This is a genomic window from Noviherbaspirillum galbum, from assembly GCF_010974945.1.
Lineage (GTDB): Bacteria > Pseudomonadota > Gammaproteobacteria > Burkholderiales > Burkholderiaceae_D > Noviherbaspirillum > Noviherbaspirillum galbum.
In genome coordinates this window covers 45,096-70,718 of record NZ_JAAIVB010000078.1, presented here as the reverse complement: position 1 = coordinate 70,718, position 25,623 = coordinate 45,096, and the positions used below count along the sequence as shown (strand labels likewise).

Below are 25,623 nucleotides of genomic sequence, written 5' to 3'. Positions count from 1 at the left end.
TTGGTCAGGCACGATCATACAGGCTTTCGATTTCCTCGCGCCGCGGCGAGGCGCTGACGTGGAAGAGATAGGTGAGCGGCAATTCGATGACGGGATGGCGCGCGCGGTGCTTCGCGTACCAGAATACCTCCTCGAGCTCGTCGTCCGGATGGGAGGTGGCGACGATGGCTTGCTCGCCTTCAAGCGCGTCGTGATCGACGAGTTCAAGGTGCGCCTCCTCGAAGCCTTCCCGCCATGACTCGGCCTCCGTCCCCCAGGTCATCAGGCAGCGGCATCCAGCCGCGGCGAGCCAGCGGCATGCGTCCCACATCCAGAGTTCATCGGCGACCGCATCCGCGATCAGCACCGCCTTGAAGGTGGGTTCGGGCGAGAGCGCCGGCAGGTGATGGCCGGGCAGCAGGGGAAAGTAACGTCGCGAAGGTCCGGGCATGGGAAACGATCAGCGTAAAGGTTGGCAAACCAGGAGGTGCGAGCCGGTCCAAGTGGCACCGGGCGCAAGCTCGAGGGGGGTAATGCATGCGGGTTCGATGCAGACGAAGCGGCGATGCTCCTCGTCCGCCATGTCGGACAATCCCGCGGCGGGCCCGGGATTCCAGACGACCGTGTCCGTGAACCCGGTCTGGTGCATGATGATCTCCCTGGCATCGTCCCGCATCGCGAGCCGGTCCGGCGTCGCAGGATAGATCCGGTCCTGCGTGCCGCGCAAGGCCAGCAAGGCCTCATGCTGGGTCTTCTCGCGGCCGCCATCGGTCTGGTCGAGGAAAGTGCAGCCGCCCAGCCCGTCGACGCGGACGCCGTCGATGTCCGTCACGCCGTGATAGGTATGCAGCGCCGCCGAGAAGCGGAAGACGCTGTCGCCGGCGTTGCGGACCTGCAGGCTGAGTTCTAGCCGGTCAGCGCCGACGCCGACGCGAAAGCGCAAGGAAAAGCGATGCGGCCAAGGCGCGCCAAGGGGATCGCCGTGCTCCAGGCCGAACTCGGCGATGCCGCTTCCCGGCGGAAGCGCCGAAGGCATTGCGTCGCGGCCGGATACATCGCCATGCAGCCGCCGCCAGTGGCTGAGTCGGGCGAAACCGTGCCGCGTGCCTGGCCCGCGGTCGCTGAATTGCGGGAAGATCAGCGGGATGCCGCCGCGTATCGCCTTGCTGCCATCCAAGGCGGAGCGTTTGCTGAGGAAGAGTTGGTCCTTTCCGCCGGCCGGGATCCAGGAAAGCACCTGCGCGCCGAACAGGCTGACGGTGGCTTGGGCACCGTCCCTGGCACGCAAGCGAACCGCTGGAAGGGAGCCGATATGGATGTGGTCTGTCGTTGTCATTCGATCGTCGGTTGGCGAGGCAAGGCGTCTGGCATGGGTCTGCGCGGGATTCTAGCAAACTCCGCTCAGGTCACCGGAAGGAGCCAGCGGCCCAGCATCGGCTGGATTTCAGCGGCCGGCAACGGCCGGGAAATGAGGAAGCCCTGGACCTCGTCGCAATGGAGCGCGCGCAAGGTGGCGACCTGCTCGAGCGATTCCACGCCCTCCGCCACGACGCGGATCCCGAGGGCATGCGCCATGGTAATGATTGCCGTGATGAGCGCCGTTCCTTCACGCGAGTTGTCGAGTTCCGCGGTGAAGGCGCGGTCCACCTTGATCACGTCGAAGTCCAGGCGCTGCAGTTGCGACAGGGATGAATAGCCGGTGCCGAAGTCATCCACCAGCAGCTTCACGCCCATCTTCTGGATGTGTTGCAGCGTTTCCACGACATTGCTCTTGTCGTCGAGCATCGAGGATTCGGTGAGTTCGATTTCGATGAGGGAAGGGTCGATGGCATGGCGCTGCAGGCAATCCTGCACGATCGCGGCGACGTCCGACTCCTGGAACTGCCGTGCCGAGACGTTGACGGAGACCGGCACCGTCTGCCGCCCCTGCGCGGACCAGAAGGCAACCTGGCTACAGACCTTCTCCATCACCTGCCAGCCCAGCTTGACGATCAATCCGGTTTCCTCCGCCAGCGGGATGAATTCGTTCGGCTCGATAAGCCCGCGCGTGGGATGCATCCAGCGCACCAGGGCTTCCATGCTGGACGTCGTTCCCCCCGCCATCTCCACCCGCGGCTGGTAGAAGACCACGAACTGGTCCTGTTCCAGAGCGTGGCGCAATTCCGCTTCGAGACGATGGCGCGCAAGCACGTTCTCCGAGTACTCCGAATCGAAGAAGCGGTAGCTGCCCTTGCTCGAAGTCTTGACGGAATACATCGCGATGTCGGCATTGTTGAGCAGGGTGTTGGCGTCGCCGCCATTGATCGGATAGAGGCTGATGCCGATCGAGGCGCCAATCGAGCGTACACCTTGCTCGATGCGGAATGCGGTGCCGAAGGCGTCGATGATGCGCTCGGCGACATGCGCGGCATCGAAGGCACTGCCAATGCGTTCGAGGATCACCAGGAATTCGTCGCCGCCGATGCGCACCACGTGGTCCTGCGGCCGGGTCGCATCCTTCAGGCGGTGCGCCGCGTTGCGCAGGATCTCGTCGCCGGCCTTGTGCCCCAGCGTGTCGTTGACCGCCTTGAAGCCGTCCAGGTCGATGAACAGCAGCCCGAGCATGCGGTTGGCGCCCGCGGCGCGCTCGACTGCCTGCGGCAGGTAGGCATTGAGCCAATGGCGGTTGGGCAGTCCGGTCAGCGCATCCTCGTTGCCGCGGCGTTCCAGTTCGGCGACGTGGGACTTGATCTCGGTGATGTCCCGCAGCGTGATCGCCAGGTCGTTGTCCGGGCGGGAGATGCGAATGTGCAGCCATTTCGGGCCGCCTTCGAGGCCGATTTCGGCAAGCTCGGTTTCGCCCTCGTAGAAGCCTACCTTCATCGCCTTGCAAAGCATGCGCATGGTGCGCACGCCTGCTTCTCCCTGGTAGAGCGCGGACACCTTCTGTCCGACGAGGTCTTGCCGCCGGTACCGGAGCAAGCCCGCCGCGCGTTCGTTGCAATCCACGACGGTGAAGTCCACCGTCTTGCCGTTCTGGTCCGAGATGGGCTGGGCAATGAGATAGCCGTCCTCGCCTACCTCTGTCGCGGTCCGGTAGGTCATCTGCATGGATTGCACCTGGTAGCGGCGCCAGACGATGTGCAGCGACACCAGCATGGCCGTCAGCGTCAGCACGGCAAGGATGGCGGTGGCCCATATGCCTTGCCGTATCATGTTGTCGCGCTGGCTGAAGAATTCTTCCAGCGCTTCTTCCTGGTCCAGGCCGGCCAGCGTCACCATCCCGTAGTTGGGCGTGCTCTGCCAGCCGAGGTACCGCGACCTGTCATCCGCGAACCAGCTCCTGCCACTCAGCAGCTGGTTCCCTTCCGCGCTCGGCAGCCAGAGCGAGCGCTTCAGGACGGCATCGCTGCGATCGGGAAGAAATACCTTCCTGTCGATGCGCGCCAGGCGCAGCTTGTGGTCGGCGCTCATGATCCCCAGGAAGGCGCGCTTCTTCAGCGCGGCTTCATCGAAGCTGGAGATGAAATATTCAGGAATGACCGAGACAAGCACGATGCCATCGAAACGTCCCTGCCTGTCGTTCAGGGCACGCGAGAAAGGCACGACCGGCGTGCCGGAAAACAGGCCGATGCGCGCGACGCCGATGTAGAGCTGCTCGGGGTCGGCACGCGAATGCATGAAGAAGTCCTGTTGGGAAACGTTCGTCTTGCGGGCGTCGGGGATGTTGCTCGTGACGATGTCGCCCGAGGCATTGACGATGGTGACGAAGAACCCGGTGTTGCTTGCGATCGGTACGACCTTGGCCATCTGGTCGAGCCGGAAATTGCCGCCTGTCAGCTCCCATCCATTCTTGACGTACAGGGAGATCTGGTCGACCGCTTCGAGCGCGTGGTCAACGTGGCGGGCGAAGGTCCGGCTGATGGCTTCCGCTTCCTGCAGCGCTTCGGCTTCCGCAAGGCGATGCTTGTCTTCAAGGTGGGCGAAGAGCAGGTTCCAGCCGATGGCGGCGAGGATCAATGACTTGACGGGCCAGAACAGCAGCAGGGCCCATTGCCTTTTCATGAAACGCCTGCCGCCGAATATCGACGCCAGGCGCTCCAGCGGACGATTCAGAACCCGGGGCGCATCCATGACAAGACCTTGCTGGTTTCAATGCTCATCGTTGCTCCACGCCACCATTGCCCATGTTCCCGGCACCGCATGTAATTCAGGATAACCACAGTATAGGCTCGCCACGCCTTGCCACGGTCATTCCGACGGGCGCCCCCACTTTGTCATGCCGGCAAGGGAGTGCGGCGGCATATCCAATGCAAGCTTGAGTCAGGTCATGAGAGCTGTGTCTTCTCGGCGCGGCGGATGGTGGTCGGGAGGGCATGGCGGCAACCGGAAGACGCGAGCGGCATCGTCCGTCAATGCAACACCTGGTGCGTCAGCAAGGCATCGAGCTGATGGCTCTGCACGGGATGGGAAAAGTAGAATCCCTGCGCGTAGTCACAGCCGGCCTCGGTCAGGAAATCCCTCTGTTCCTGCGTTTCGACGCCTTCCGCAATCACCTTCAAGCCAAGCTTGTGCGCCATGACGATGATCGTTTCCGCGATGGTTCGGTTGTCATGGTTGGTGGCGAGGTCCTGGACGAACGAAGGATCGATCTTGAGATAGTCGACATGGAATTTCTGCAGGACGCTCATCGACGAATAGCCGGTGCCGAAGTCGTCGATCGCGACCTGCATGCCGGCATGATGATAGGTCTCCAGGGCATCGATGACCTTGCTGGCGGGCTGCAGCAGCTGGCTTTCGCTGATTTCGATGATGATGTTGTTGCCGGACAGGCCGAGACGCTCCAGGTATTCCAGCCATTGCGCGCCCGGGTCGGGCGCCATGAACTGCACCGGCGACTTGTTGATGCCGATCTGGAACGGCTCGCCGATCCGTTCGCTCCAGTGTTTCGCGCAAGCGCCGACTTCCTGGAAGACCCAGTTGCCGATCTGGCCCATGAGCCCCGACTCTTCCGCCAGCGGGATGAACGTTCCCGGGTCGATGACGCCGAGGCGGGGATGGCGCCAGCGCAGCAGCGCCTCGGCCTTGACGATGCGCTTCTCCGCGAGGGCGACGACCGGCTGGTAGCAAAGGAAGAGCTGGTCTTCCGCCAATGCCTTCCTGAGGTCGTTGCACAGGCGAAGGCGTTCGCGCGCGCGGGTGTCCATCTCGGCGGTGAAGTAGCTGAACTGGTTCTTGCCATTCGCCTTGGCGGCGTACATCGCCTTGTCGGCCATGCGCAGCATGTCCTCTGGCGTGCTTGCATCCATGGGGCTGAGCGCGATCCCGATGCTTCCGGTCACGTAGGAAACGTCGTTGCCGATGGTGAACGGCTTGCCGATGCTGTCGAGGATCTTGCGGCACACCGGTTCGATGTGGCTCTCCGTATCCAGCGCGGTGATCAGCACGGTGAATTCATCGCCGCCGAGCCGCGCCACGATATCGGTGGCGCGCACGCATCGCTTGATCCGCCGCGCCGCTTCTACCAGCAGCAGGTCGCCCGCATCATGTCCGTGGAGGTCGTTGACCTGCTTGAAACCATCGAGATCGAGGAAAAGCAGGGCGATCTTGCGGCGATGCCGCGCGGCCATGCGTACCTCGGCGTCGAGCTGTTCGCGGAAATAGCGCCGGTTGGGCAGGCCGGTCAAGGCGTCGAGGTTGGCGTGACGCCAGATGAGTTCGTCCGATTCCTTCTTCGCCGTGATGTCGAGGATCATGCCAGTGACGAGTCGCGGCACAAGCTGCTCGTCGCGTGACACCACGACTCCGCGCGACAGCACCCATTTCCACCTGCCATCCCGGGACCGCAGGCGGTATTCGCATTGATACACCGGCGCATCGCCGCGCAGGCAGGCTTGCATGGCTTCGGCAACACGCTCCTGGTCGTCGGGGTGGGTGACGGCGCGCCAGTCAAACGCCGCGCCCATGACCTCGTCTTCTTCGTAGCCGAGGATTTTCTTCAGCTCCCCCGACAGGGTATGGCTGCCGGTGCTCGGGTCCCAGTCCCAGATGCCCTCGCCGGTTCCTTCGATCGCCAGCTTGAGGCGCTCGCTCATCAGGTGCAGGTTCTGCGCGGCGAGACGGTCCGCGGTGACGTCCCTCACCACCATCTCCAGCGCGGGCTTGTCGGCCCACCGGGTCTTCGCCGACACCGCCTGCACGTGCACCTGGGTGCCATCCTTGCGGTGCACGGTCCAGGTGGCGGGAAGGTTGCCGCGCTTTTCCTGGTGCGCGCGCGAAAGGCGTTCGTTGACTTCCCGCAGGCTCCTGGCATCGATGAACTCTTCCGGAAGCCGGCCGACCAGGTTGGCGGGCGCGGCAACGCCGAACAGGCGGGCCGCCTCGCGGTTGGCGTACACGTAGCGTCCCTCCGAGATGACCAGGATCGCATCCGGACACAATTCGGCCAGCAAGCGAAAGCGCTCGTGCTCCGCCTCGATGGCAACCGCCTCGATTTTCCGGCTGGTGATATCGATCGATACGCCGGCAATGTGCACCGGCTCGCCCTGATCATCCCTGATCATCATGCCCCGCACGAGCAGCCACACTTCCTTGCCTCCCTGCAGAATGACGCGGCTTTCGTAGCTGAAGGGTTCTCCGGATCCGGCATGCTGGCGAAGGTGCTTTTCGACGATATCGAGTTCTTCGGGGCGGTAGAAGCCTTGCCACTCCGCTCGGGTGAAGACGTGATACGCCGGTTCCATCTGGAGCATCGTTGCCATGACGGGGCAGATGGTGACGGTGTCATCGCTGAGGTTGCGCTGCCACGTGCCGATCCGCGCCGCTTCCGCCGCAAGTTGATAGAAGAGCGATCCCTGGTTGCCGGCCGTCAGCGAATCCGCGCGGAAAAACGGCGCAGTCTCATCCAGCGGCGCGGATGTTTCCGAGTCGGAGTCAGGATCGCAATCTGACGATGCGTCGCTCATTCTTCAAATGGCAAGGGGCTTTGCGCCTCGGGGAGGTCATGCCTAGGAGTTCGACCCTGGGCACATTTGCCTTTGAGAGATTGCGTTCCTGCCGGCGCGGCGGTGCGCCATCTCTCGCCGGGAGACGTCTTTGGTTTCTGTAACTTCGAGTATTTGGAAAATTGTCAAGTTCCGCCGCCGCGACGAATTTGCATTGCTGCCGGTTAGCGCATGGCGTCGCGGACCTGGCCAGATGCGGGCGGAACACGACGCGGGCCGAACGGGAAAGGCCCTGTCCGGTATCCGGGAACGACGGAATTGCGGGAAACGGCGATGCTAGAGGCGGGCGTCCTTCTTGACCTGCGCCACTGCCTGCACCAGAGCGACGAAGGCCTTGGCGGCGGGCGTTCCGCCAGCAAGCATTGTTTTGGCTTGTTCGTATTCGCCAAGATTGATCTGGCGCACGACTTTCTCGAGCTCGGCGTGGAATGCCGAATGCGCCTCGACGCAAGGCTTGAAGCTTTTGACGAATGGATATTTGCGTTCGCCTTCGCCATGGAGCCAGTTGCCAAGCATGCACACATCCAGCTTGGAGATGGATTTGCCATCCAGGTGATGTTGGGCGGCGATGGCGGCAAGCAGCTTGCCGCGCAGTTCCCCTTCCTTGACGACAGCCTCATCGATGTTCATCGGACTCTCCCTGATTGGATGACTTGCAGGATTGTTTCCATTGGATAATAGCAGGCGAAGCCGCGGGAGATAAGTCCGGTTCCGCAAGTTTGTTGCGGGCCCGTGCCTTGCAGACGCTGATCGTGGCGGCGATGTGACAGGCGCCGCAAGTCAGGCGGCCATCCTGGCGGGACATTTCGCGCCACCAAGCCCATCATTTCCGGGGCAGGCCGCGGCCGCTGGTTTTCATACGTCGCTTGCCGGAAAAGGATACGATACGGTGCCCGAATTACCCCCGGCGTTGTCCCTACTCGATATCCTGATGATGGTTCCGATTCCGGGCGGCCCTCCAGCCGCCGACAAGCCAGATGCCGTGAAAGCGGACGCCGACAAGCCGGACGCCGACAGCCGCTTCCGCACGCTTTTCGAGCAGGCGCCGTTCAGCGTCCAGCTCCTCGCGCTGAATGGCCGTACCTTGCAGGTCAACCGCGCATGGGAACGGATGTGGGGCAACCAGCAAGTCCCGTCCATCAAGGACTACGTGCTCCACGGCGACTACAACATGCTGGCCGACCCCCAGCTGGAAGCAAAGGGCATACTGCCCATCCTCAGGCGCGCGTTCGCCGGCGAGTCGGTGACGCTGCCGACCATCGTGTACGATCCCGCCGAGCTAGGCATGCCCGGCCCTCCCAGGTGGGTAAGGGCGACGGCCCATCCCATCAAGGACACGTCGGGCGAGGTGCAGGAAGTGATGCTGGTGCATGACGACGTGACGGAACAGGTGATGGCGGAGCAGGCGATGCTCGCGTCCGAAAGCCGGTTGAAGCAGCTTGCGAACACCATTCCCCAGCTAGCGTGGATGGCCGATTCCACCGGCTGGATCCATTGGTACAACGATCGCTGGTACGCATACACCGGTACTACGCCCGACCAGATGGAGGGATGGGGCTGGCAGCAGGTGCATGATCCCGCGGCATTGCCGCGGATCCTGGACAAATGGAAGCAGCACCTGGCGTCCGGCGCGCCATTCGAAATGACGTTCCCGCTGCGCGGTCACGATGGCCTGTATCGGCCTTTCTACACCCTCGTCGCGCCGCTGAAGGATGAGCGCGGCCAGGTGACGCAATGGTTCGGCACGAATACCGACGTGTCCTCCCTGCAGGCGGCGGAACGCGCGTTGCGCCTGTCCGAGGAAAAGCTGCTCGAGGGCCTCGATGCAGGGCGCATGGTAGTCTGGGAATGGGACCTGCGCAGCGACGATATCGATTACTCTCCCAATGCCGCCAGCATCCTTGGCTACACGGCCGGCAATTTCCACGAGCAGAGCAGGCACTTTCATCCAGAAGATGCGCCCTTGCTGCTGGATGCCATCCATCAGGCGCGGGAAACGCGGGGGCAGTTTCGCATCCTCAACCGCCGCATCCGTCCAGACAACGGGGCGCTCATCTGGCTGGAAACCCTGGGCAAGGTCATCTGCGACGAACAGGGCCAGCCCGTGGCGATACGCGGATTGAACATCGACGTCACCGAGCGCGTGAAGGCGGAAAGCGAGATCAAGGAAGCGAGCCGCCGCAAGGATGAATTCCTGGCGATGCTCGCGCATGAACTGCGCAATCCGCTGGCGCCCATCGCCATGGCCACGCAGCTGATGCGGATGCAGCAGCTCGATGGAGCGCGCAAGGAGCAGGCGGTGGACATCATCGACCGCCAGGTCAAGCACATGACGGAACTGGTGGACGACCTGCTGGATGTGTCGCGCGTCACGCGCGGGCTCGTCGAACTCGACCGTGACACCGTCGACCTCAAGGCCGTGGTGGCGCATGCGGTCGAACAGGTAAGGCCCCTGATCGATTCGCGCCACCATGCGCTCACGGTGCGCATGCTCGGAGAAAACGTTCACGTGCATGGCGATCACACACGCCTGGTCCAGGTCATCGTGAACCTGTTGTCGAATGCGGCGAAGTACACGCCCCAGCATGGCGAGATCAACCTGCAGGTCGACGTATCGGAAAGCCAGGCGCGAATCCGCGTCACCGACAACGGCTGCGGCATCGACGCCGCGCTCATGCCTTATCTTTTCGATCTCTTCACGCAGGCGGAGCGCACGCCAGATCGTTCCCAGGGCGGCCTCGGCATCGGGCTCGCCCTCGTCAAAAGCATGGTGCAGCTGCATGGCGGCCAGGTGAAGGCCGAAAGCGCCGGGCGCAACCGGGGCAGCACCTTCATCGTGCTCCTGCCTCTGATACCGGTGGAGCCTCCCGCGGACAGGAATGACCTACCCATGACGCCCGACGCCGGCGAGCGTCTTCGCATCCTGATCGTGGATGACAACCGGGATGCGGGTGAATCACTGGGAACGCTGTTGTCCGCGCTCGGGCATGACGTCAAGGTTTGCGAAGATGGCGCCAGCGCGCTCGCGCTGGCCGGCAGCCACAGGCCGCGGCTCTGCATCCTGGACATCGGCCTGCCGGACATGACGGGGTACGAACTCGCAAGCAGGCTAAGGAAGAATGCCGCGCTGCCCGGGATGGAATGCGTGGCGCTCACCGGATACGGGCAATCGCATGACCGCGCGCTGACCAAGGCCGCGGGTTTCCGGCACCATTTCGTGAAGCCGGTGGACGTGCAGCAGCTGATGAAGGTGATACTCGACATCGCTTCTTCGGAGAGCACGGACGCGGACTAAGACCCTGCCGGCGATGAAGCCGCGCGACATCCAGAAGTGCCTTTAGACCGCATTCCTGCGGCTTTGCAAGTTTTTGCAAGTTCCCTACACCCCTTAACGCGGGCCGCCGGGATACTTCATCCATTGCGCCGCCATCGCGGCGCGTGATGACTGGATGATTGAACGACTGGAGGTCGCATGCGAGGAAAACAGTATTCCGCGGAATTCCGCGCCGTCGCCGTGAAGAGAATGCTGCATGGCCAGAAGAACTGCCGTGACCTTGCGCATGAGCTCGGGGTCACCACCTGCAAGCTGAACCAGTGGTTCAGGAAGCACCTCGCCGAGCACGAAGGAAGGCTGCGGCACGAAGGGAAGATCCGGTAGGACGGACGCGGGAATGCGCCATCGTTGCGCAAGCCTGTGTCATTTTCGGACAAACACCCACCATCATCCGATGAGGCGGATTTCAATTTCGCGCCATGCCATTTTCGGGAACGACTAATTCGTTGGCAAGGCGTCGCTGAAGCTCGAATATTTCCATCAGTTCAGGTATGATTTCTGCGCCGCAACAATTTGCGGCGGCAAGTCAACCTATGGCGCGGCTATGAGAATCGCACTGATGGATGTAAAGATGACACCGCTGGCTCAGCTTCCCCACGAGCTCAGGCGGTATCCGAGAAAAGAATTCGAGCAGTCCGCCAAGATTTTGGTACAGGGGAGCGCTCCAATGGAATGCCGCACCATGGACATCTCCGCCGGCGGCATCGCCGCCGTCGTCCGGCAGCCCATCCCCGTGGGAAACAGCTGCGTCCTGGCGATGGAAACCCACGTCGACTTCCGCAACCGCCGCATCAACGTCTGGGGCAAGGTGGTTTATTGTTGCCCCGTGCCGGACGGCTTCCGCATCGGCATCGAACACCGCGACTACGATTCCATGAGCCGCATGTGCCTGCAGCAGCTCTGCGCGGCCTGAGGCTTTCCCGATCCCGGGACCCGCGCCGGGCCATGTCTTTAGCCGTATCTTTAACGGTGTATTGAGGCGTGTCCTGGGCCGCGGGAAACCCGGCGGCGCCCACGTTGTCAGAACTTGACCAGCATCGAGAAGGATTAGCCATGCACGTCAAGGACCTGGAGTCGCTCTCATCCCGCCTGCATCAACTGCTCAACGACCTGCGCCGTTCTGGAACGGGAAACGATGCGCCCCTCGGCGTCGACGATCCGCTCGTTGCGGCGGCGCGCGATTGCGAGTTCATGCTGCCCTCGCCCTTGAACGCGCGCACCCTGAGCGAAACGGTGGAGCGCAAGATCGAAAACGTCAACGTGCTGCTCGAACGCGCGCGACGGCATGAAAGTCTCCCCGAGGAAGCGCAGATCGCCGCAGACCAGGAATACCTCGCCACCGAGGAAGACCTGAACATGGAACGCACGGGCCGGGCCGATGGCGCGCCGGATCAGCCGGCCGCCGGCCGGCGCAATCAGTGATAGCTCATCCCGGCACGCACCTTGCCGCGGAATACCCAGTAGGACCAGAACACATAGAGCAGGATCACGGGCAACAGGAACATCGTTCCCACCATCAGGAACTGCTGCGACATCGGCGCGGTTGCCGCGTCCCACAAGGTGATGGCAGGCGGCGCGACATAAGGCCAGAGCGAAATGATGAGGCCGGTATAAGACAAAAAGAACAGGCCCATCGCGCAGAGAAACGGCCTTACCTCGCGGCCCTGGTTCAGGGATCGCCACAGCAGGAAGGCCAGCGCGGCCGTCAGGATGGGAACGGGGGAAAAGATCAGCAGGTTGGGAAAGCTGAACCAGCGCGCCGCGATCCGCGCTTCCCTGATCGGGGTCCATACGCTGACCATCAAGATGAAGGCAAGCAGGCCGAGCAGCAGCCACCGCGACATGCCGCGCGCCCATTGCTGCAAGTCTCCCTCGGTCTTCATCACCAGCCAGGTTGCGCCAAGCAGGCTGTAGCCGACGATCAGGCCCAGGCCGGTCAGCAGCGGGAATGGAGAAAACCAATCCCAGCTCGTGCCCGCATAGACCCGGCCATTCACCGGGAAGCCATGGATGAAGTTGCCGAGCACCACGCCTTGTGCGAACGTGGCGACCAGTGAGCCATAGGCGAAGGCCCCGTTCCACAAGTGCTTGCGCGCGGCGGGCGCGTCGCGGAATTCGAAGGCGACGCCGCGGAACAGCAAGCCGAGCAGCATCAGCAGCACCGGAAAGTAAACCGCGGGCATGACGATCGAAAACGCCAGCGGAAACACGGCCAGCAAGCCTCCGCTGCCGAGGATGAGCCAGGTTTCATTGAAGTCCCAGATGGGTGCGACCGAGGCCACCATCAGGTCGCGGTCTTCGTCGTGACGCCGCAGGAAAAACAGGATGCCGACGCCAAGGTCGAAGCCATCCAGCAGGACGTACATCAGGACGGCGAGCGACAGGATGCAGGCCCAGAGCGGCACGAGATCAAGCGTCATGGCGTTCTCCCAGTCCGCGAGCGATAGGAACGTTCACATTCTCGTCATGATCGGTGACGGCGGACAAGGGGCGCTTGGCGTGCGCGGGCGCTTCATGCGCCTCGTCCTCGCTGCCGGTCGGCGGCCCGATCCGCACCAGGCGGCGCAGCAGGATGAAGCCGCCGCCGAAGATGACGAGATAGCTCAGCATGTAGGCCGCCAGCGAGATGCCCACGTCTAGCGTCGTCAGCGACGGCGTGACGCCGTCGCGAGTGCGCATGAGGCCATAGATGACCCAGGGCTGGCGGCCGACTTCCGTGGTCGTCCAGCCGGCCAGCACGGCGATGAAGCCGATCGGCGACACCAGCATGCACAGCTTGAGGTACCAGCGGCTCTCAAACAGCTTGCCGGTCTTCCACAAGACCAGCCCGGTCCCGACCGTTGCCAGCATCAGCAGGCCGATGCCGACCATGATGCGAAAGGCAAAGTACACGATTGCCACCGGCGGCCTGTCTTCGCGCGGAAACGCCTTCAGCCCCTTGACCTCGCCATTGATGTCATGCGTCAGGTAGATGCTGGCGAGCTTGGGAATCGCGATTTCGAAATGGTTGGTCTCCGCCGCTTCGTCGGGAATCGCGAAAATGGATGCAGGCACGCCGCGCTGCGTTTCCCACAATCCCTCCATGGCGGCGACCTTCGCCGGCTGATGTTCCAGCGTATTGAGGCCATGCATGTCGCCGGCCGCAATCTGGAATGGCACCATGAATGCGAGGAAGGCGAGCGACATGCGCACCATGATCTTGCTCTCGTCGGGAAACTTTCCCTGCCTCAGGTAATGCGCGCCGACGCCGAGGATGACGAACGCGGTCGTGATCAGGAAGGCGCTGACCGTATGCGTCAGCCGGTAAGGAAACGAGGGCGTGAAGATGACGTCCATCATGCTGACCGGGAAATAGCGGCCATCGACCACTTCGTAGCCGCGCGGCGTATGCATCCAGCTGTTCACCGCCAAAATCCAGAACGATGACATCAGCGTGCCGAGCGCGACCAGCACGGCCGACAAGGCGTGCGCCCATTGCGGCACGAGCTTGCGTCCGAACAGCAGCACGCCGAGGAAAGCCGCTTCCAGGAAAAAGGCAGTGATGACCTCGTAGGCGAGAAGCGAGCCGATCACGGTCGAGGCGCCATCCGAGAATCGGCTCCAGTTGGTGCCGAACTGGAATGGCATGACGATACCGGAGACGACGCCCATGCCGAAGGAAATCGCGAAGATCTTGATCCAGAAGGCGGAAAGCCGGCGTACCCGGTCGTCCTTGGTGATCCACCAGCGTACCTCGAGCGTTGCCACATAGCAGGCAAGCCCGACCGTGAAGGCTGGAAGCAGGATGTGAAAGGCGATCACCCAGGCAAACTGGATTCTCGAGAGCAGCAATGCATCCATGTTGCGCCTTTCTTCTTGTTGCGCAAGGACGGCTGCTCATGAGGAAAGGAAATGCCTGCCGCCGCGCCGATGTTGGGAACTCGCATGTATGAGTTTGCCAGCCGAGCTCAGGTTCAAGCGCTGGCCCGCGGGAAGCTTAATTCATCTCAATCTTCCTGGTCAGCCACAGGGCGGCGAATTAACTGCATGGCAGCGAACTTTGGTTTGGATTGATGATCCGACATCGATCGCCCCTCCGGGCAACTCTATTGAGCGAATGCAAGAAAGGAGTTCACATGAATCCACAAGAAGTACAGACCGCCGCGAATCGCTTCATTGAAGAATTGCACCGGCTCGAGGATGGCGACGAGGCAAGCGCAGACCGTCTTGCCGCCATGTTCGCGCCGGATGCCGAACTGACGAATCCCATCCTCCAGCAGGATGGCGGCAGCCGCAAGGGACACGATGCCATCGCCGATTTCTGGCACCAGTATTCCGCCACCTTCGGAGATATCCACTCCGATTTCTTCGACGTCGTGGCAGGGGATCATACGGCAGGACTGTTCTGGCGATCCAGCGGCACCACGGCCACCGGGCAACCCCTGCAATACGACGGCGTCAGCCATCTCGAGCTGAACGACGAGGGAAAGATCGCGCGCTTTCAAGGATTCTTTGATACGCGGCAGATGACCTTCAAGACCGGCGCACACTGAAGGGTGCCGGCTGTCCGACTGTTTGCCTATCGGAGAACCCGGACAAATCCCGGACAATGAATTTAACACCAGGAAAGGAAACGCTATGCTAGGACGTCTCGTCACTGCCGCTGCCATCGCTGCCGGCGGCTATATTCTCTCCAAGCAATTGATGAAGTCCCGCGGATCCGACATGGAGTCGACCGTGGAAGAATCCATCGAGGTCAATGTGCCGATCAGCACCGCCTACAACCAATGGACGCAATTCGAGGACCTGCCTAAGTTCATGGACAGCGTGCATGAGGTGCGCCAGATCGACGACAAGCATCTGCACTGGAAGGCCAGCATCGCCGGCAAGGACAAGGAATGGGATGCGGAGATCACCGAGCAGATTCCCGAAGAGCGCATCGCGTGGCGCAGCACCGGCGGCGTGCACAATGCCGGCGTCGTCACCTTCCACAAGATCTCGGAAAACAAGACACGGGTCATGCTGCAAATGGACTATGACCCGGAATCCGTCGATGAAAAGGTCGGCGATGCCCTCGGATTCGTCAAGCTGCAGGCCAAGGCGAACCTGAAGCGCTACAAGGAACTGGTTGAGAGCCGCGGCTCGGAAACCGGCGCCTGGCGTGGAACGATTCCCCGGCAATAAGGCATCGCCGAGGCATCGATGAAAAAGGGGGCGCGTCGCGCCCCCTCTTCATTTCGTCCCTATGATGACGGCAAAGGCGGCCTAGTCGTCGTTGATCGCGGCCTGGCTTCCGGCGCGCGGCGCCGCGGCAAGGCCGGTTCGCGGCGATGCCTCCATCGAGCGCGAGGCGGCGACACGGTGCGAAGCGCTCGCGGCATTCGCCGCATTCGATACGCTGGCCGCCGCCAGGTTTTCCACCATGTCGGCACGCTCCTCCAGCAGCGCATCGAGCAGGGTTCGCATGCTTTCGGCAGTGGCGTCCCATGATGTGCGCGACAGCTTCTCGCGCATGGCGCGGATGCGGGCGCGGATGGCTTCGCTCGACATGCTCAGCACCCGCTCGCAGGCAGCGATGAATTCCTCCGGCGTGGCGGCGATCTCGACAACATCGCTATGCAGGTCCACCACGTCGGTCACTGGCGTGCTGACGATGGGCAGTTCGGCCGCCATGTATTCCAGCGACTTGGTCGGACTGATGAACCGCGTGGACTCGTTCATGGCGAACGGCATCAGGCAGACATCCCAGGCTGCCAGGAACTTGGGCAGGTCCGCATAGGACTGCTGTCCGAGGTAATGGATGTTGGGCCGCTGCGGCAGCGTGTCGGCGTCTATCTTCTGCGCGACCGGTCCGACGAGGACGATTTGCCACTCCGGGCGCGCGTCCGCGACGCGCGCAACCAGATCGGTGTCGAGCCGCTCGTCGATCACGCCATAGAAGCCAAGCCGCGGATGCGGCAACGATTCTTGTGAAGGATGGGCGATGTTCCTGTCGAGCGCTTGGCGGAAATGGCTGGCGTCGACGCTGCTCGGAAAGCAGTGAACGTCGGGATGCCTGTCCTTCTTGGCGCGGTACAGGCTGGGGCCGCCGGTGAACACGATGTCCGCGCGCTTGAGCAGCGCGTCTTCGCGTTCCAGCAGTCCGGCCGGCGGATTCTTGAACAGGCTGAGCTCGTCCATGCAGTCGTACACAACGCGGTCGGGATCGACTCCCTCGAGCAGCGGCAGCGCCATGGGTGTATAGAACCACACAAGGGAAATCGCGTTCTTGTCGGTGATCTGCTTCAGCAGGGATTTCAGGTAAGGCATCTGGGCATCGGCATATCCCGGATCCTTCGACGGCGTGAGCGGTCTGTAGACCGTCAGGTTAGGCATGGGCCTGGAAACTTGCAGGGTACTCGGACCTTCGTGGAATTCTGGCTCTTCGAAAAAGAGCACGCGGTAATGCTTGGCTAGCCGGGAGAGAAGATGCTGTGGACGTTGATAGACAAAGTCCCAGCGTAGATGGGAAAAGACAAGAATGGAATCCATGCAGCCTCTGGTTCTGGTAATCGATGGAAAGGAGCATCCTATTCGATGCCATACTTGTCAATTTGTTCAATTGCACCGCGCGACCCGGCATGCGCAGGCGCATGGCGCAATGAATTAGCGCCGTGAAGCGGCGCGATGTTCCGCGAAGGCAAGCGCCGTCGACGCGGACCTTGCGAACCGTCCGCGTCGACGGCCTTGCGAAAGACGATCAGGCCGCGCGGAGCGAAGCCATGTCGATGACGAAGCGATATTTCACGTCGCTCTTGAGCATGCGTTCGTAAGCATCGTTGATGTCCTGGATGCGGATCATCTCGATGTCCGACACGATGTCGCGCTCGCCGCAGAAGTCCAGCATTTCCTGCGTCTCGGCGATCCCGCCGATGAGCGAGCCTGCAAGACGCTTGCGTCCGAAGATCAGGTTGAATACCTGAGGCGATGGATGCGGAGTGGCAGGCGCGCCTACCAGGGTCATCGTTCCGTCCCGCTTGAGCAGTTCGATGAAGGGGTCGAGCGGATGAGGCGCGGCCACCGTGTTGAGGATGAAGTCGAATGAGTTGCGGTGCGCGCGCATTTCCTGAGCATCGCGGGATATCACCACGTCATCCGCGCCCAGCCGCTTTGCGTCTTCGCGCTTTCCCGGGGACGTGGTGAACAGCACGACATGCGCGCCCATGGCATGTGCGAGCTTGATGCCCATGTGCCCGAGACCGCCGAGGCCGACGATGCCGACTTTCTGTCCGGGCCCGACTTTCCATTGACGCAGCGGGGAATAGGTCGTGATGCCGGCGCACAACAGCGGCGCGGCGCCGGCCGGGTCAAGCTTGTCGGGGATGCGCAGCACGAACTTGTCGCGCACGATGATGTTGTTCGAATAGCCGCCATAGGTCATGCCGCCGCTATGGCCTTCTTCGCCGTTATAGGTGCCGACGAAGCCGTTCTCGCAATATTGTTCCAGACCCTCGCTGCAGGCGCTGCAGTGCTGGCAGGAATCGACCATGCAGCCAACGCCGGCGAGATCGCCTTCCTTGAAGCGGGTAACCTGGTTTCCCACGCGCGTGATGCGGCCGATGATTTCGTGTCCGGGAACGACGGGATAAATGGTGTTGCCCCATTCGTTCCGCGCCGTGTGGAGGTCGGAATGGCAGACGCCGCAGAAAAGGATATCGATCTGGACGTCGTCAGGCCGAAGGTCGCGGCGCTGGAAATCCAGCTTGCTTAGTGGTTCGTTCGCGCTCGTCGCGCCAAATCCGGTGGATGCCAGCATGATCCAGGCTCCTTGAATAAAGATCAATGGAGTTGGATGGACTGGAAGCGCGCTGGCCAGTTCCTTTTTGCCAAGCCGCGAAGGAGAGATTCCTGTCTGGGCGTGAACCCGAGGGTGCCCGGGCCCGCGCCTGTCCAGGGTGTCAGCGCTTGTAGTAGCCGCTGGAGAAGATCATGTCATCCGTCTTCTCGAAGTAGACGGTCTTCGGCTGCAATTCCTTGGTCACCGGGTTCGGCCACACGTAGTCCGCATGTCCCTTGCCGCCGGTCTTTGCCTGTCCGATGATGTCCTTGATGAATTCCTTGCCGTTCGCATCCTTCAATGCCGACACGTCCTTGCCGATCAGTTTGGGATTGGTGCCATGGGCCAGAACGTTTCCTTGCATGTCATAAACGGAAATGTAAAGGTCACGGTCGACGAATTGGCCCTTGTTGTTAGACACTTCGGCCAGGGTCTTGTCTTTGCCATTGGCCTTCAGGTAGGCCACCGCTTTTTTAACCATCGCCGTGGCTTCGTCCGCCGTGCCACTTTCCGCCGCGACACACAGGCTGCTTGCCGTGAATGCCAGCGCCGTCACGAACAATTTGATGGATCGGGTCATCATGCTTTTGTCCCCCTCTGTATTTATTAGTTAATGAAAGCTAACCTAGAGTAAATATATCATTTCCCTAGAGCAATACAAGGGGTGGTTGCGTGGATCTGACAAATGGCGTTGTCTGTTGCAGTGCACGACAAGTCCATGCGGGCATGTCCGTCAAGCCGGAGCGGCGACGCGCGTGCAAATCATTGAGGTAATTAAACGAAACGCCGGCTTTTTGGACGGGCCTCACCCAAGATCGCGCGAAGCGGCTAAAGTAAATCCCTGAGCAAGAGCACCAGGGTTTCCGGACACGATGAAGTATCCGGCAGCTGCTCCGTTTTCCGCGCGGAGCCGCATTCAAGACTGGAGCGCTCGAGTGGCAACCGGAGACCGCCCCATGAAGGAAACATTCCGCCTGTTTCGTGACCTCATGCTCGCGCCATTGATGCTGCTGTTGCTTCTCGGCGCTTATGTCTTCCCAGAACGAGAAGGAAGAGGCGATCCTTACGGCAGCACCGACAGTCGCGACTAGGGTAGCGTTCCCGCCCGCTTGCCGCGCAAGCATGAACACACAATCCCGCAAGAGAATATGATGGTGGCCGGCGCGCCCGCGTGCGGACGCGCCGGAAATTCATCACATCACATTCGACAAGAGGGGGAACATGCACGCCTATCGCAAGCCGTTTTTCATCCACGCCGTCAGCGCACTGGCCTTGTGCTGGAGCGCCGCCGCTGCCGCCGCGCCGGATACCGCCGTCCTGGCGCAGGTGCAGAAGCAGAAGGATCCGTTGCTCGCCACGCTGAAGGACCTCGTGTCCATCGAGTCCGGAAGCAAGGACAGGGAAGGCCTGGACCGCATCTCGCAACTCGTGCATGACCGCCTGAAGGCGCTCGGCGGGCAGGTAGAATTCATCGAGCCCGGGCAGGACGCCTATCGCATGCATGACACGCCGGAAAAGATCGGCCGCATGGTGCGCGCCACCTTCAAGGGCAATGGCAGCAAGAAGATCCTGCTGATCGCGCACATGGACACGGTCTACCTGAAGGGAATGCTTGCCAAGCAGCCCTTCCGCATCGATGGCAACCGCGCCTACGGCCTGGGGATCGGCGATGACAAGGCGGGCGTGGCAGTGATCCTGCATACCCTGGCGACGCTGAAGTCGCTCGATGCGCGCGACTTCGGCACCCTTACCGTGCTGATCAACGGCGACGAGGAAATCAGCTCGCCTGCGTCGCGCGCATTGTTCACCAAGCTGGGCGCGGAACATGACCTGACGATGTCGTTCGAAGGCTCTCCCGTCAGCAAGGACCACTTGTCCCTGGCGACAGCGGGAATCGCGGCGGTGACGATGAAGGTGACCGGCAAGGCCTCGCATGCGGGCGCCGCTCCCGAGCTCGGGAGAAATGCCATCTACGAACTCGTGCACCAGATCCAGCAGACCAAGGACTTCTCCGATCCGGCACGCGGATTGAAGATGAACTGGACGATGATTTCCGGCGGCACCAACAGGAATGTCATTCCCGCCGAGGCGCAGGCCGCCGCTGATGCCCGCGCCATCCGCGTCTCCGATTTCGATGCCCTCGAGACTCGCCTGCGCGACACGGTGAGGAAGCAGAGCATTCCCGATGCCAAGGTCGATATGCAGTTCGAACGCCGACGCCCGCCCCTCGAATTGCGGCCGGCCGCAGTGAAGGCAGGCGAGATCGCCAAGCGGGTCTATGCCGAACTCGACAAGAACCTCATCATCGACGACTCTGTGCAAGGCGGCGGCACCGACGCGGCATTCGCCGGATTGAACAACCAGAACGCGGTGCTGGAAAGGTTTGGCTTGCTGGCATTCGGCGCGCATTCCAACGACAACGAATACATCCTCATCGACTCGATCGAGCCGCGGCTGTATCTTGCCACCCGCCTGATCATGGAGTTCTCCCGCCAATCGCCCTGATGTCTGGATGAATCAGGCATCGCCAGCTTGACCCTCACGTTACGTCAGACTGTATGCTGTCGGCAGTTGGATAGACGGGATGACTGACATGCTGCTGAAAGTTGGCGAGCTCGCAAGGCGCACCGGATTGACGGTGCGCACCTTGCATCACTATGACGAGATCGGACTGCTCCGGCCATCCGCACGGTCGGGGGCAGGGTATCGTCTCTATGACCTCGATGACATCGAGCGGCTGCATCGCATCCAGGCATTGCGGCAGCTCGACATTCCGCTGGCCGAGATCGCCGCGCTGCTGCAGTCCGATTCGGCGGATCTCGGCACGGTCATCGACCGGCAGATCGCCGCGCTGGAGCAGCAGGCGGAGCGCGCGCTGCTGCTGCGCGACCGGCTTGCCAGCCTGCGCCGGCTGGTTCATCTCAAGGATGAAGCCAACGTCGGCGACTGGCTGGATACCTTGGCCATGATGGCAGTCTATGACCGGTATTTCACGCCGGAAGAACTGCAGCGCTTGCGTGCGCGCGAAAACACGCATACGGCCATCCTCGAACGCCTCGTCGGCCAGGTGCGCGACCTGATGCAGCGCGGCGTTTCCCCGGCCAGCCCCGAGGCCCTGGCGCTGGCCGGGCCGTGGCTGGTGCACTCCCTCGAACACATGGCCGGAGATTCGCGGCTCATCCACAAGCTCGATGCCCTGCATCGCGAGCAAAGCGAAATCCAGCGCCTGACCGGCGTCGACCGGGCCATGCTCGACTACATGACCGAGGCGACCGCCGAATACCGTCTCGGCCTGTACGCGAAGCACCTGGATCCCGCCACGATCGCCGAAATCCGGCCGCGTTATTTCGCGCATTACCGCGCGTGGCCTTCGCTGATCGCACGGGCGCACGACCTGCAGGAGCAGGGCGTTTCCCCGGCTTCTCCCGAGGCGCAGATGCTGGCCGCAAGCTGGGTCAAGGTATTCCAGGACACCTGGGGCGCCGATCCAGTCATGCGCGAAAAAGTGCGCGCGATCCATGTCCGCGAACCGGACATCATGGCAGGCAGCGGCTTCGCCGCGCAGACCATGGAGTTCGTCACGCTGGCCATCTCGCATTGGCAGGGAAAGGAGAAAAAATGAAAGCGACACAGGAAAAACAGGGGCCAAGCCTCTTTGCAAGCGCGAGTTTCCGCTGGCTGTTCGGCGGCGCGCTGATCTCCCAGCTCGGCGACCAGTTCACCATGATCGCCCTGCCGTGGCTGGTGCTGACGCTGACCGGCGACACGCTTGCGCTGGGAACGGTGATGGCCTTGATGGCAGTACCGCGTGCGCTGTTTATCCTCGTGGGCGGCGCGCTGGTGGATCGGTTTTCGCCTAAAAGCGTGCTGTTGCTGACGAAGCATGTGAATACCGCCCTGCTCGGCGCGCTGGCGCTTGTCGTGTTCTTCGATTGCCGGTCCCTCTGGCTGATCGATGGGCTGGCCCTCGCCATCGGCCTTGCCACCGCATTCAGCCTACCGGCGGCGACGTCGATCATGCCGCACGTCGTGCCGCGCGAATGGCTCGGCAAGGCAAACGGCATCATGATGGGCGCGCGCCAGCTTTCGATGTTCCTCGGGCCGCTGTTCGCCGGCGTGCTGATCGCCGTGTTCGGCCAGGGCGCGAAGGCTGCGGATGCCATGCCGGATTCGGCGGGCGTTGCCGCGGCATTCGCGGTCGATGCCTTGAGCTTCATCGTTTCCGCATGGACCTTGTCGAAGGTCGTTACCCGTGATCCCGTCGGGCCCGTTGCGGCGGTAAAGGAAAAGGTATGGAGTGCCGTGAGCAGCGGCCTGGCGTACGTGTGGCGCGATGCGAGCCTGCGCACATGCTTCTGCTACTGGGCGGCCGTGGCCTTGTTCATCAGCGGACCGATCCAGGTAGCGATCCCCGTGCTGGCGCATGAGGTGGGCAGCAGCGCATCCGCGCTCGGCATGCTCGCCGGCGCGTATGGAGCAGGAAGCCTGGCCGGCATGGTGGCCTCGATCGCACGACCCGGCCTGCGCATCATCGGCTTCGGCGCCACGATCCTGCTGCTCGACGGCGTGATCGGCTTGCTGTTCGTGCCGCTGGGACTGATCCGGGCGACATGGCAGGGACTTCCGCTCCTCCTGGCGATCGGGCTTCTTGGCGGCTACCTTCAGGTCATGGTGTTCAGCTGGCTGCAGCGCCGGATCAAGCCGTCGATGATGGGCCGCACCATGGCGCTGTTCATGTTCATCATGATGGGAGTGGCGCCGATGTCCTCGTCCGTGACGGGATGGCTGTTGCGCAGCATCAGCCTGCGCGCGCTCTTTGCGTACAGCGGATGCCTCCTTGTGCTGATCGTGCTTGCCACGGCTGTCCTGTCAGGCATGCGGTCCGTGACGGACGCGGCGGCGGAATCACCCTGATCGGGAAATGAACCCATTGCGGGCATCACGGTGCCCGCAAGGGATCGCGGTTGCATTATCAAGCTTCAAACTTAAACCTCAAGGCCTGAGCCTTAATGCTCAAGCCGGCGCTTAATGACCTTCCTTTCCCCGGCCCGTCTTGCGCTGCAATTCGTCGATGCGTTGCGCCGCCTGTGCCTTGGTCATGTTGCCGTCGACCTCCTCGTGCGCTTCTTCCGCCAGGGTCTGCAGATAGGAACGCTGGGCGCCCGTCATCGGCTCATCTCCCGTGGTCCAATCCTTCGGATCCTTGATCATGTTGCTTTCCTGCGCGTTTTCCTGCGTTCGCTTGTCCATCTTCAACTCCAGAAACAAATGATGTTCGTTTAAGACTACTGTATAAAAAGCCAGTTCCCTGAAGTTGATGGATGTCGGTTAGCTGTGCAGGCATCGATGCGATCGGGCCAGTACACTTGCCGGCAAGCGAGCAATACAGTACCGGCAGGGAAACGTCAAACTGGCACTGTGGCCATCGCGCGCCGGCGACTACACTTTCACTTCCCATCGTGGCCGCCATGCAAGAGCACGGACACGACCAACCGACACCGCAGGAAGGAAAGAATCATCATGGCAAGAGTGCCGTTCAAGACCGTGGACGTCTTCACGACGACGCCGTTCCAGGGCAACCCCGTTGCCGTGGTCATGGATGCAAGCGGTCTTTCCCCGGAGCAGATGCAGCAGATCGCGCGCTGGACCAACCTTTCGGAAACGACATTCGTCATTCCCGTCACAGCGCAGGGAGCGGATTACCATGTGCGGATCTTTACGCCGGGCGCTGAATTGCCCTTCGCCGGCCATCCGACGATAGGCACGGCGCATGCGCTTCTCGAAGCGGGCAAGGTGGAGGCCAGGAACGGTATCCTTGTCCAGCAATGCAAGGCGGGACTCATCCGGTTGAACGTGGAGCAGGCCAGCGACGGCAATCGCTGGATACACTTCGACCTGCCCGAGCCGCGCATTGCCGCGCTGGACGGGGATCAGGCCCGGGAACTCGAAGCCATCATCGGCTCGCCGCTGGAGCCGGGCAGGGCGCCTCTCCTGGTGGATGTCGGCGCGCGCTGGATCATCGCGCAGCTTCCCGCCGCACAGGCAGTCCTTGCCGTCCGGCCAGACCTGCAGCGCATGAAACGCCAGGACATCGCGGGCCGCCATACCGGGGTCGTCGTCTTCGGCGAGCATGCACCGGGCACGCATGCGGGCATCGAGGTCCGCGCGTTCGCGCCCGCTCATGGTATCGATGAAGATCCGGTATGCGGCAGCGGAAACGGTTGTGTTGCCGCCTACATACGCCACACCGGGCAAGTGTCCAGATTCGGAAGTGAATTTCTCGCCACGCAGGGCGCGGCGGTTGGACGTGCCGGAACGCTCCGGCTTGCCATTTCCGGCGAGAGGATACGCGTCGGCGGCAATGCTGTGACTTGCGTCGACGGCACGCTGGGCCTGTAGCCTGCCGACAGCGCACCCCACTTCTTCGCCATACTCAAGGAGGTTGCCGGCGCGGCTTGGTCCCCGCCAGCAACCCGATCATTGCTGGCCCATTCAGGCAGCGCCGGATTTTGCGGCCATCGCCTTTCCGACTTCCATCTGTCCCTGCTGCATGCCGGAGCGGGGCACGATCTCGCCCTCGCGGTCCGCGAGCCGCTCCTCCTGCGCGGCGAGCCGCTCGGGCGAACTAGCGCCTGAACCGACGTGGACGCCGTCCGTAAGCGTGATGTTGGAACGGGAAAAGGTCCCGGCGCCCGCGCACAACACGGTCTTGGTCGGGCCGTTGGGCGACACGAGATAAATGAGGCCCGGCGTGACGGCTTCCGGCGCCAGCATGGCGAGGATTTCCGGTGTCATGATGCCTTCGGTCATGCGGGTGGCCGCCGTCGGCGCGAGGCAATTGACGCGGACATTGTATTTTTCCCCTTCGAGCGCGAGGGTCTGCATCAGTCCGACCAAGGCCATCTTTGCCGCTCCATAATTCGCTTGCCCGAAATTGCCGAAGAGGCCGGAGGAGGAAGTGGTCATGACGATGCGGCCGTAATTCTGCTGCTTCATGATTTCCCACACGGCCTTCGTGCAATACACCGCACCCATCAGGTGGACGTCCACGATGGTGCGGAAGTCGTCGAGGGTCATCTTGGAAAAGGTCTTGTCGCGCAAGAAGCCGGCATTGTTGACCAGGATATCGACCCGTCCCCATTGCCGCATGGCCTGGTCGACCATTTCCTGCACGGCGGCGGGATCGGTGACCGATGATGCGTTCGCGATCGCCTCGCCGCCCGCGGCGCGGATCTCTTCGACCACGCGTTCGGCAGCCGAGAGCGCGCTGCCGCTGCCGTCGCGCGCGACACCCAGGTCGTTCACCACGACCTTTGCGCCGCGTGCCGCGAGCTGCATGGCATGGGAGCGCCCCAAGCCTCCGCCGGCGCCCGTCACGATTGCAACCTGACCATCGAAGCGGATGGATGAAGAGTCGTTGGATGTTGTCATAACCCTGGGAAAGAAGTTGGTTTTTGGAACGGCCATCTTACCCAATGCCAGCCCGATTTGCTCGGAATCAAAACCGGGCGGCGGTCCGATTCACACATGCT

The 25,623-nt window shown here is 62.2% G+C and carries 23 protein-coding genes; 11 read left to right on the top strand and 12 right to left on the bottom strand.

Going from position 1 to position 25,623, the window contains the following annotated elements; translation table 11 throughout:
* Positions 1 to 4: 4 nt before the first annotated feature.
* From G3574_RS22990 to G3574_RS22970, 5 genes are all read right to left on the bottom strand, one after another.
* Positions 5 to 430 carry a DUF7684 family protein gene (locus tag G3574_RS22990; RefSeq protein ID WP_163967886.1) on the bottom strand — a complete coding sequence of 142 codons (426 nt, stop codon included), beginning with the start codon at positions 428 to 430 and terminating at the stop codon, positions 5 to 7.
* A 9-nt stretch (positions 431 to 439) separates the two neighbouring features.
* The gene (locus tag G3574_RS22985) at positions 440 to 1,315 is read right to left on the bottom strand and encodes a D-hexose-6-phosphate mutarotase (RefSeq protein ID WP_163967885.1); all 876 of its coding nucleotides are present in this window, start codon (positions 1,313 to 1,315) and stop codon (positions 440 to 442) included.
* A 65-nt stretch (positions 1,316 to 1,380) separates the two neighbouring features.
* Positions 1,381 to 4,023, bottom strand: a complete 2,643-nt coding sequence (locus G3574_RS22980) for a bifunctional diguanylate cyclase/phosphodiesterase (protein ID WP_163967884.1) — start codon at positions 4,021 to 4,023, stop codon at positions 1,381 to 1,383.
* Between the two features lie 347 nt (positions 4,024 to 4,370).
* On the bottom strand, positions 4,371 to 6,923 hold the full coding sequence (locus G3574_RS22975; RefSeq protein WP_163967883.1) for a bifunctional diguanylate cyclase/phosphodiesterase: 2,553 nt from the start codon (positions 6,921 to 6,923) through the stop codon (positions 4,371 to 4,373).
* 315 nt (positions 6,924 to 7,238) lie between these two features.
* Positions 7,239 to 7,592, bottom strand: a complete 354-nt coding sequence (locus G3574_RS22970) for a chemotaxis protein (protein ID WP_163967882.1) — start codon at positions 7,590 to 7,592, stop codon at positions 7,239 to 7,241.
* Positions 7,593 to 7,893: 301 nt separating this feature from the next.
* On the opposite strand from G3574_RS22970, the gene G3574_RS22965 reads away from it, so the two are divergent.
* The 4 genes from G3574_RS22965 to G3574_RS22950 all read left to right on the top strand — a co-directional run bounded on the left by G3574_RS22965 (position 7,894) and on the right by G3574_RS22950 (position 11,718).
* Positions 7,894 to 10,257: a PAS domain S-box protein gene (locus G3574_RS22965; protein WP_163967881.1), complete on the top strand. Its 2,364-nt coding sequence runs from the start codon at positions 7,894 to 7,896 to the stop codon at positions 10,255 to 10,257.
* A gap of 177 nt (positions 10,258 to 10,434) precedes the next feature.
* Positions 10,435 to 10,620, top strand: coding sequence for a transposase (locus G3574_RS22960; protein WP_163967880.1), 186 nt, complete (start codon positions 10,435 to 10,437; stop codon positions 10,618 to 10,620).
* Positions 10,621 to 10,840: 220 nt separating this feature from the next.
* A complete protein-coding gene (locus G3574_RS22955; RefSeq protein ID WP_163967879.1) occupies positions 10,841 to 11,209 on the top strand; it encodes a PilZ domain-containing protein in 369 nt (122 codons plus the stop codon).
* A gap of 140 nt (positions 11,210 to 11,349) precedes the next feature.
* Positions 11,350 to 11,718, top strand: coding sequence for a hypothetical protein (locus G3574_RS22950; protein ID WP_163967878.1), 369 nt, complete (start codon positions 11,350 to 11,352; stop codon positions 11,716 to 11,718).
* On the opposite strand, the gene cydB is transcribed toward G3574_RS22950, so the two are convergent.
* A complete protein-coding gene (gene cydB / locus G3574_RS22945) occupies positions 11,712 to 12,716 on the bottom strand; it encodes a cytochrome d ubiquinol oxidase subunit II (protein WP_163967877.1) in 1,005 nt (334 codons plus the stop codon). The genes G3574_RS22950 and cydB overlap by 7 nt on opposite strands.
* Positions 12,706 to 14,136 carry a cytochrome ubiquinol oxidase subunit I gene (locus G3574_RS22940; protein ID WP_163967876.1) on the bottom strand — a complete coding sequence of 477 codons (1,431 nt, stop codon included), beginning with the start codon at positions 14,134 to 14,136 and terminating at the stop codon, positions 12,706 to 12,708. Before G3574_RS22940 ends, cydB begins: the two co-directional genes overlap by 11 nt.
* Before the next feature lie 275 nt (positions 14,137 to 14,411).
* On the opposite strand from G3574_RS22940, the gene G3574_RS22935 reads away from it, so the two are divergent.
* Complete coding sequence (locus G3574_RS22935) at positions 14,412 to 14,828, top strand: nuclear transport factor 2 family protein (protein WP_163967875.1); 417 nt, start codon at positions 14,412 to 14,414, stop codon at positions 14,826 to 14,828.
* Between the two features lie 85 nt (positions 14,829 to 14,913).
* The gene (locus tag G3574_RS22930; protein ID WP_235953580.1) at positions 14,914 to 15,459 is read left to right on the top strand and encodes an SRPBCC family protein; all 546 of its coding nucleotides are present in this window, start codon (positions 14,914 to 14,916) and stop codon (positions 15,457 to 15,459) included.
* A gap of 81 nt (positions 15,460 to 15,540) precedes the next feature.
* Here G3574_RS22930 and G3574_RS22925 read toward each other — a convergent pair whose 3' ends face one another.
* From G3574_RS22925 to G3574_RS22915, 3 genes are all read right to left on the bottom strand, one after another.
* Positions 15,541 to 16,650 carry a glycosyltransferase gene (locus G3574_RS22925; protein WP_235953579.1) on the bottom strand — a complete coding sequence of 370 codons (1,110 nt, stop codon included), beginning with the start codon at positions 16,648 to 16,650 and terminating at the stop codon, positions 15,541 to 15,543.
* A gap of 364 nt (positions 16,651 to 17,014) precedes the next feature.
* Positions 17,015 to 18,070 carry an NAD(P)-dependent alcohol dehydrogenase gene (locus G3574_RS22920; protein WP_163967873.1) on the bottom strand — a complete coding sequence of 352 codons (1,056 nt, stop codon included), beginning with the start codon at positions 18,068 to 18,070 and terminating at the stop codon, positions 17,015 to 17,017.
* A gap of 142 nt (positions 18,071 to 18,212) precedes the next feature.
* On the bottom strand, positions 18,213 to 18,674 hold the full coding sequence (locus G3574_RS22915) for a cache domain-containing protein (protein ID WP_328804839.1): 462 nt from the start codon (positions 18,672 to 18,674) through the stop codon (positions 18,213 to 18,215).
* Between the two features lie 373 nt (positions 18,675 to 19,047).
* On the opposite strand from G3574_RS22915, the gene G3574_RS28725 reads away from it, so the two are divergent.
* The 4 genes from G3574_RS28725 (at position 19,048) to G3574_RS22900 (ending at position 23,005) form a co-directional block, all read left to right on the top strand.
* Positions 19,048 to 19,182, top strand: coding sequence for a hypothetical protein (locus G3574_RS28725; protein WP_268958905.1), 135 nt, complete (start codon positions 19,048 to 19,050; stop codon positions 19,180 to 19,182).
* 130 nt (positions 19,183 to 19,312) lie between these two features.
* Positions 19,313 to 20,596, top strand: a complete 1,284-nt coding sequence (locus G3574_RS22910; protein WP_163967872.1) for a glutamate carboxypeptidase — start codon at positions 19,313 to 19,315, stop codon at positions 20,594 to 20,596.
* Between the two features lie 79 nt (positions 20,597 to 20,675).
* On the top strand, positions 20,676 to 21,713 hold the full coding sequence (locus G3574_RS22905) for a MerR family transcriptional regulator (protein WP_163967871.1): 1,038 nt from the start codon (positions 20,676 to 20,678) through the stop codon (positions 21,711 to 21,713).
* Positions 21,710 to 23,005, top strand: coding sequence for an MFS transporter (locus G3574_RS22900; protein WP_163967870.1), 1,296 nt, complete (start codon positions 21,710 to 21,712; stop codon positions 23,003 to 23,005). The genes G3574_RS22905 and G3574_RS22900 overlap by 4 nt, the downstream gene beginning before the upstream one ends.
* A gap of 111 nt (positions 23,006 to 23,116) precedes the next feature.
* Here G3574_RS22900 and G3574_RS22895 read toward each other — a convergent pair whose 3' ends face one another.
* The gene (locus G3574_RS22895) at positions 23,117 to 23,341 is read right to left on the bottom strand and encodes a DUF3072 domain-containing protein (RefSeq protein WP_205609892.1); all 225 of its coding nucleotides are present in this window, start codon (positions 23,339 to 23,341) and stop codon (positions 23,117 to 23,119) included.
* A gap of 270 nt (positions 23,342 to 23,611) precedes the next feature.
* On the opposite strand from G3574_RS22895, the gene G3574_RS22890 reads away from it, so the two are divergent.
* Complete coding sequence (locus tag G3574_RS22890) at positions 23,612 to 24,490, top strand: PhzF family phenazine biosynthesis protein (RefSeq protein ID WP_163967869.1); 879 nt, start codon at positions 23,612 to 23,614, stop codon at positions 24,488 to 24,490.
* 93 nt (positions 24,491 to 24,583) lie between these two features.
* On the opposite strand, the gene G3574_RS22885 is transcribed toward G3574_RS22890, so the two are convergent.
* Positions 24,584 to 25,522 carry an SDR family NAD(P)-dependent oxidoreductase gene (locus G3574_RS22885; protein ID WP_163967868.1) on the bottom strand — a complete coding sequence of 313 codons (939 nt, stop codon included), beginning with the start codon at positions 25,520 to 25,522 and terminating at the stop codon, positions 24,584 to 24,586.
* Positions 25,523 to 25,623: the final 101 nt, after the last annotated feature.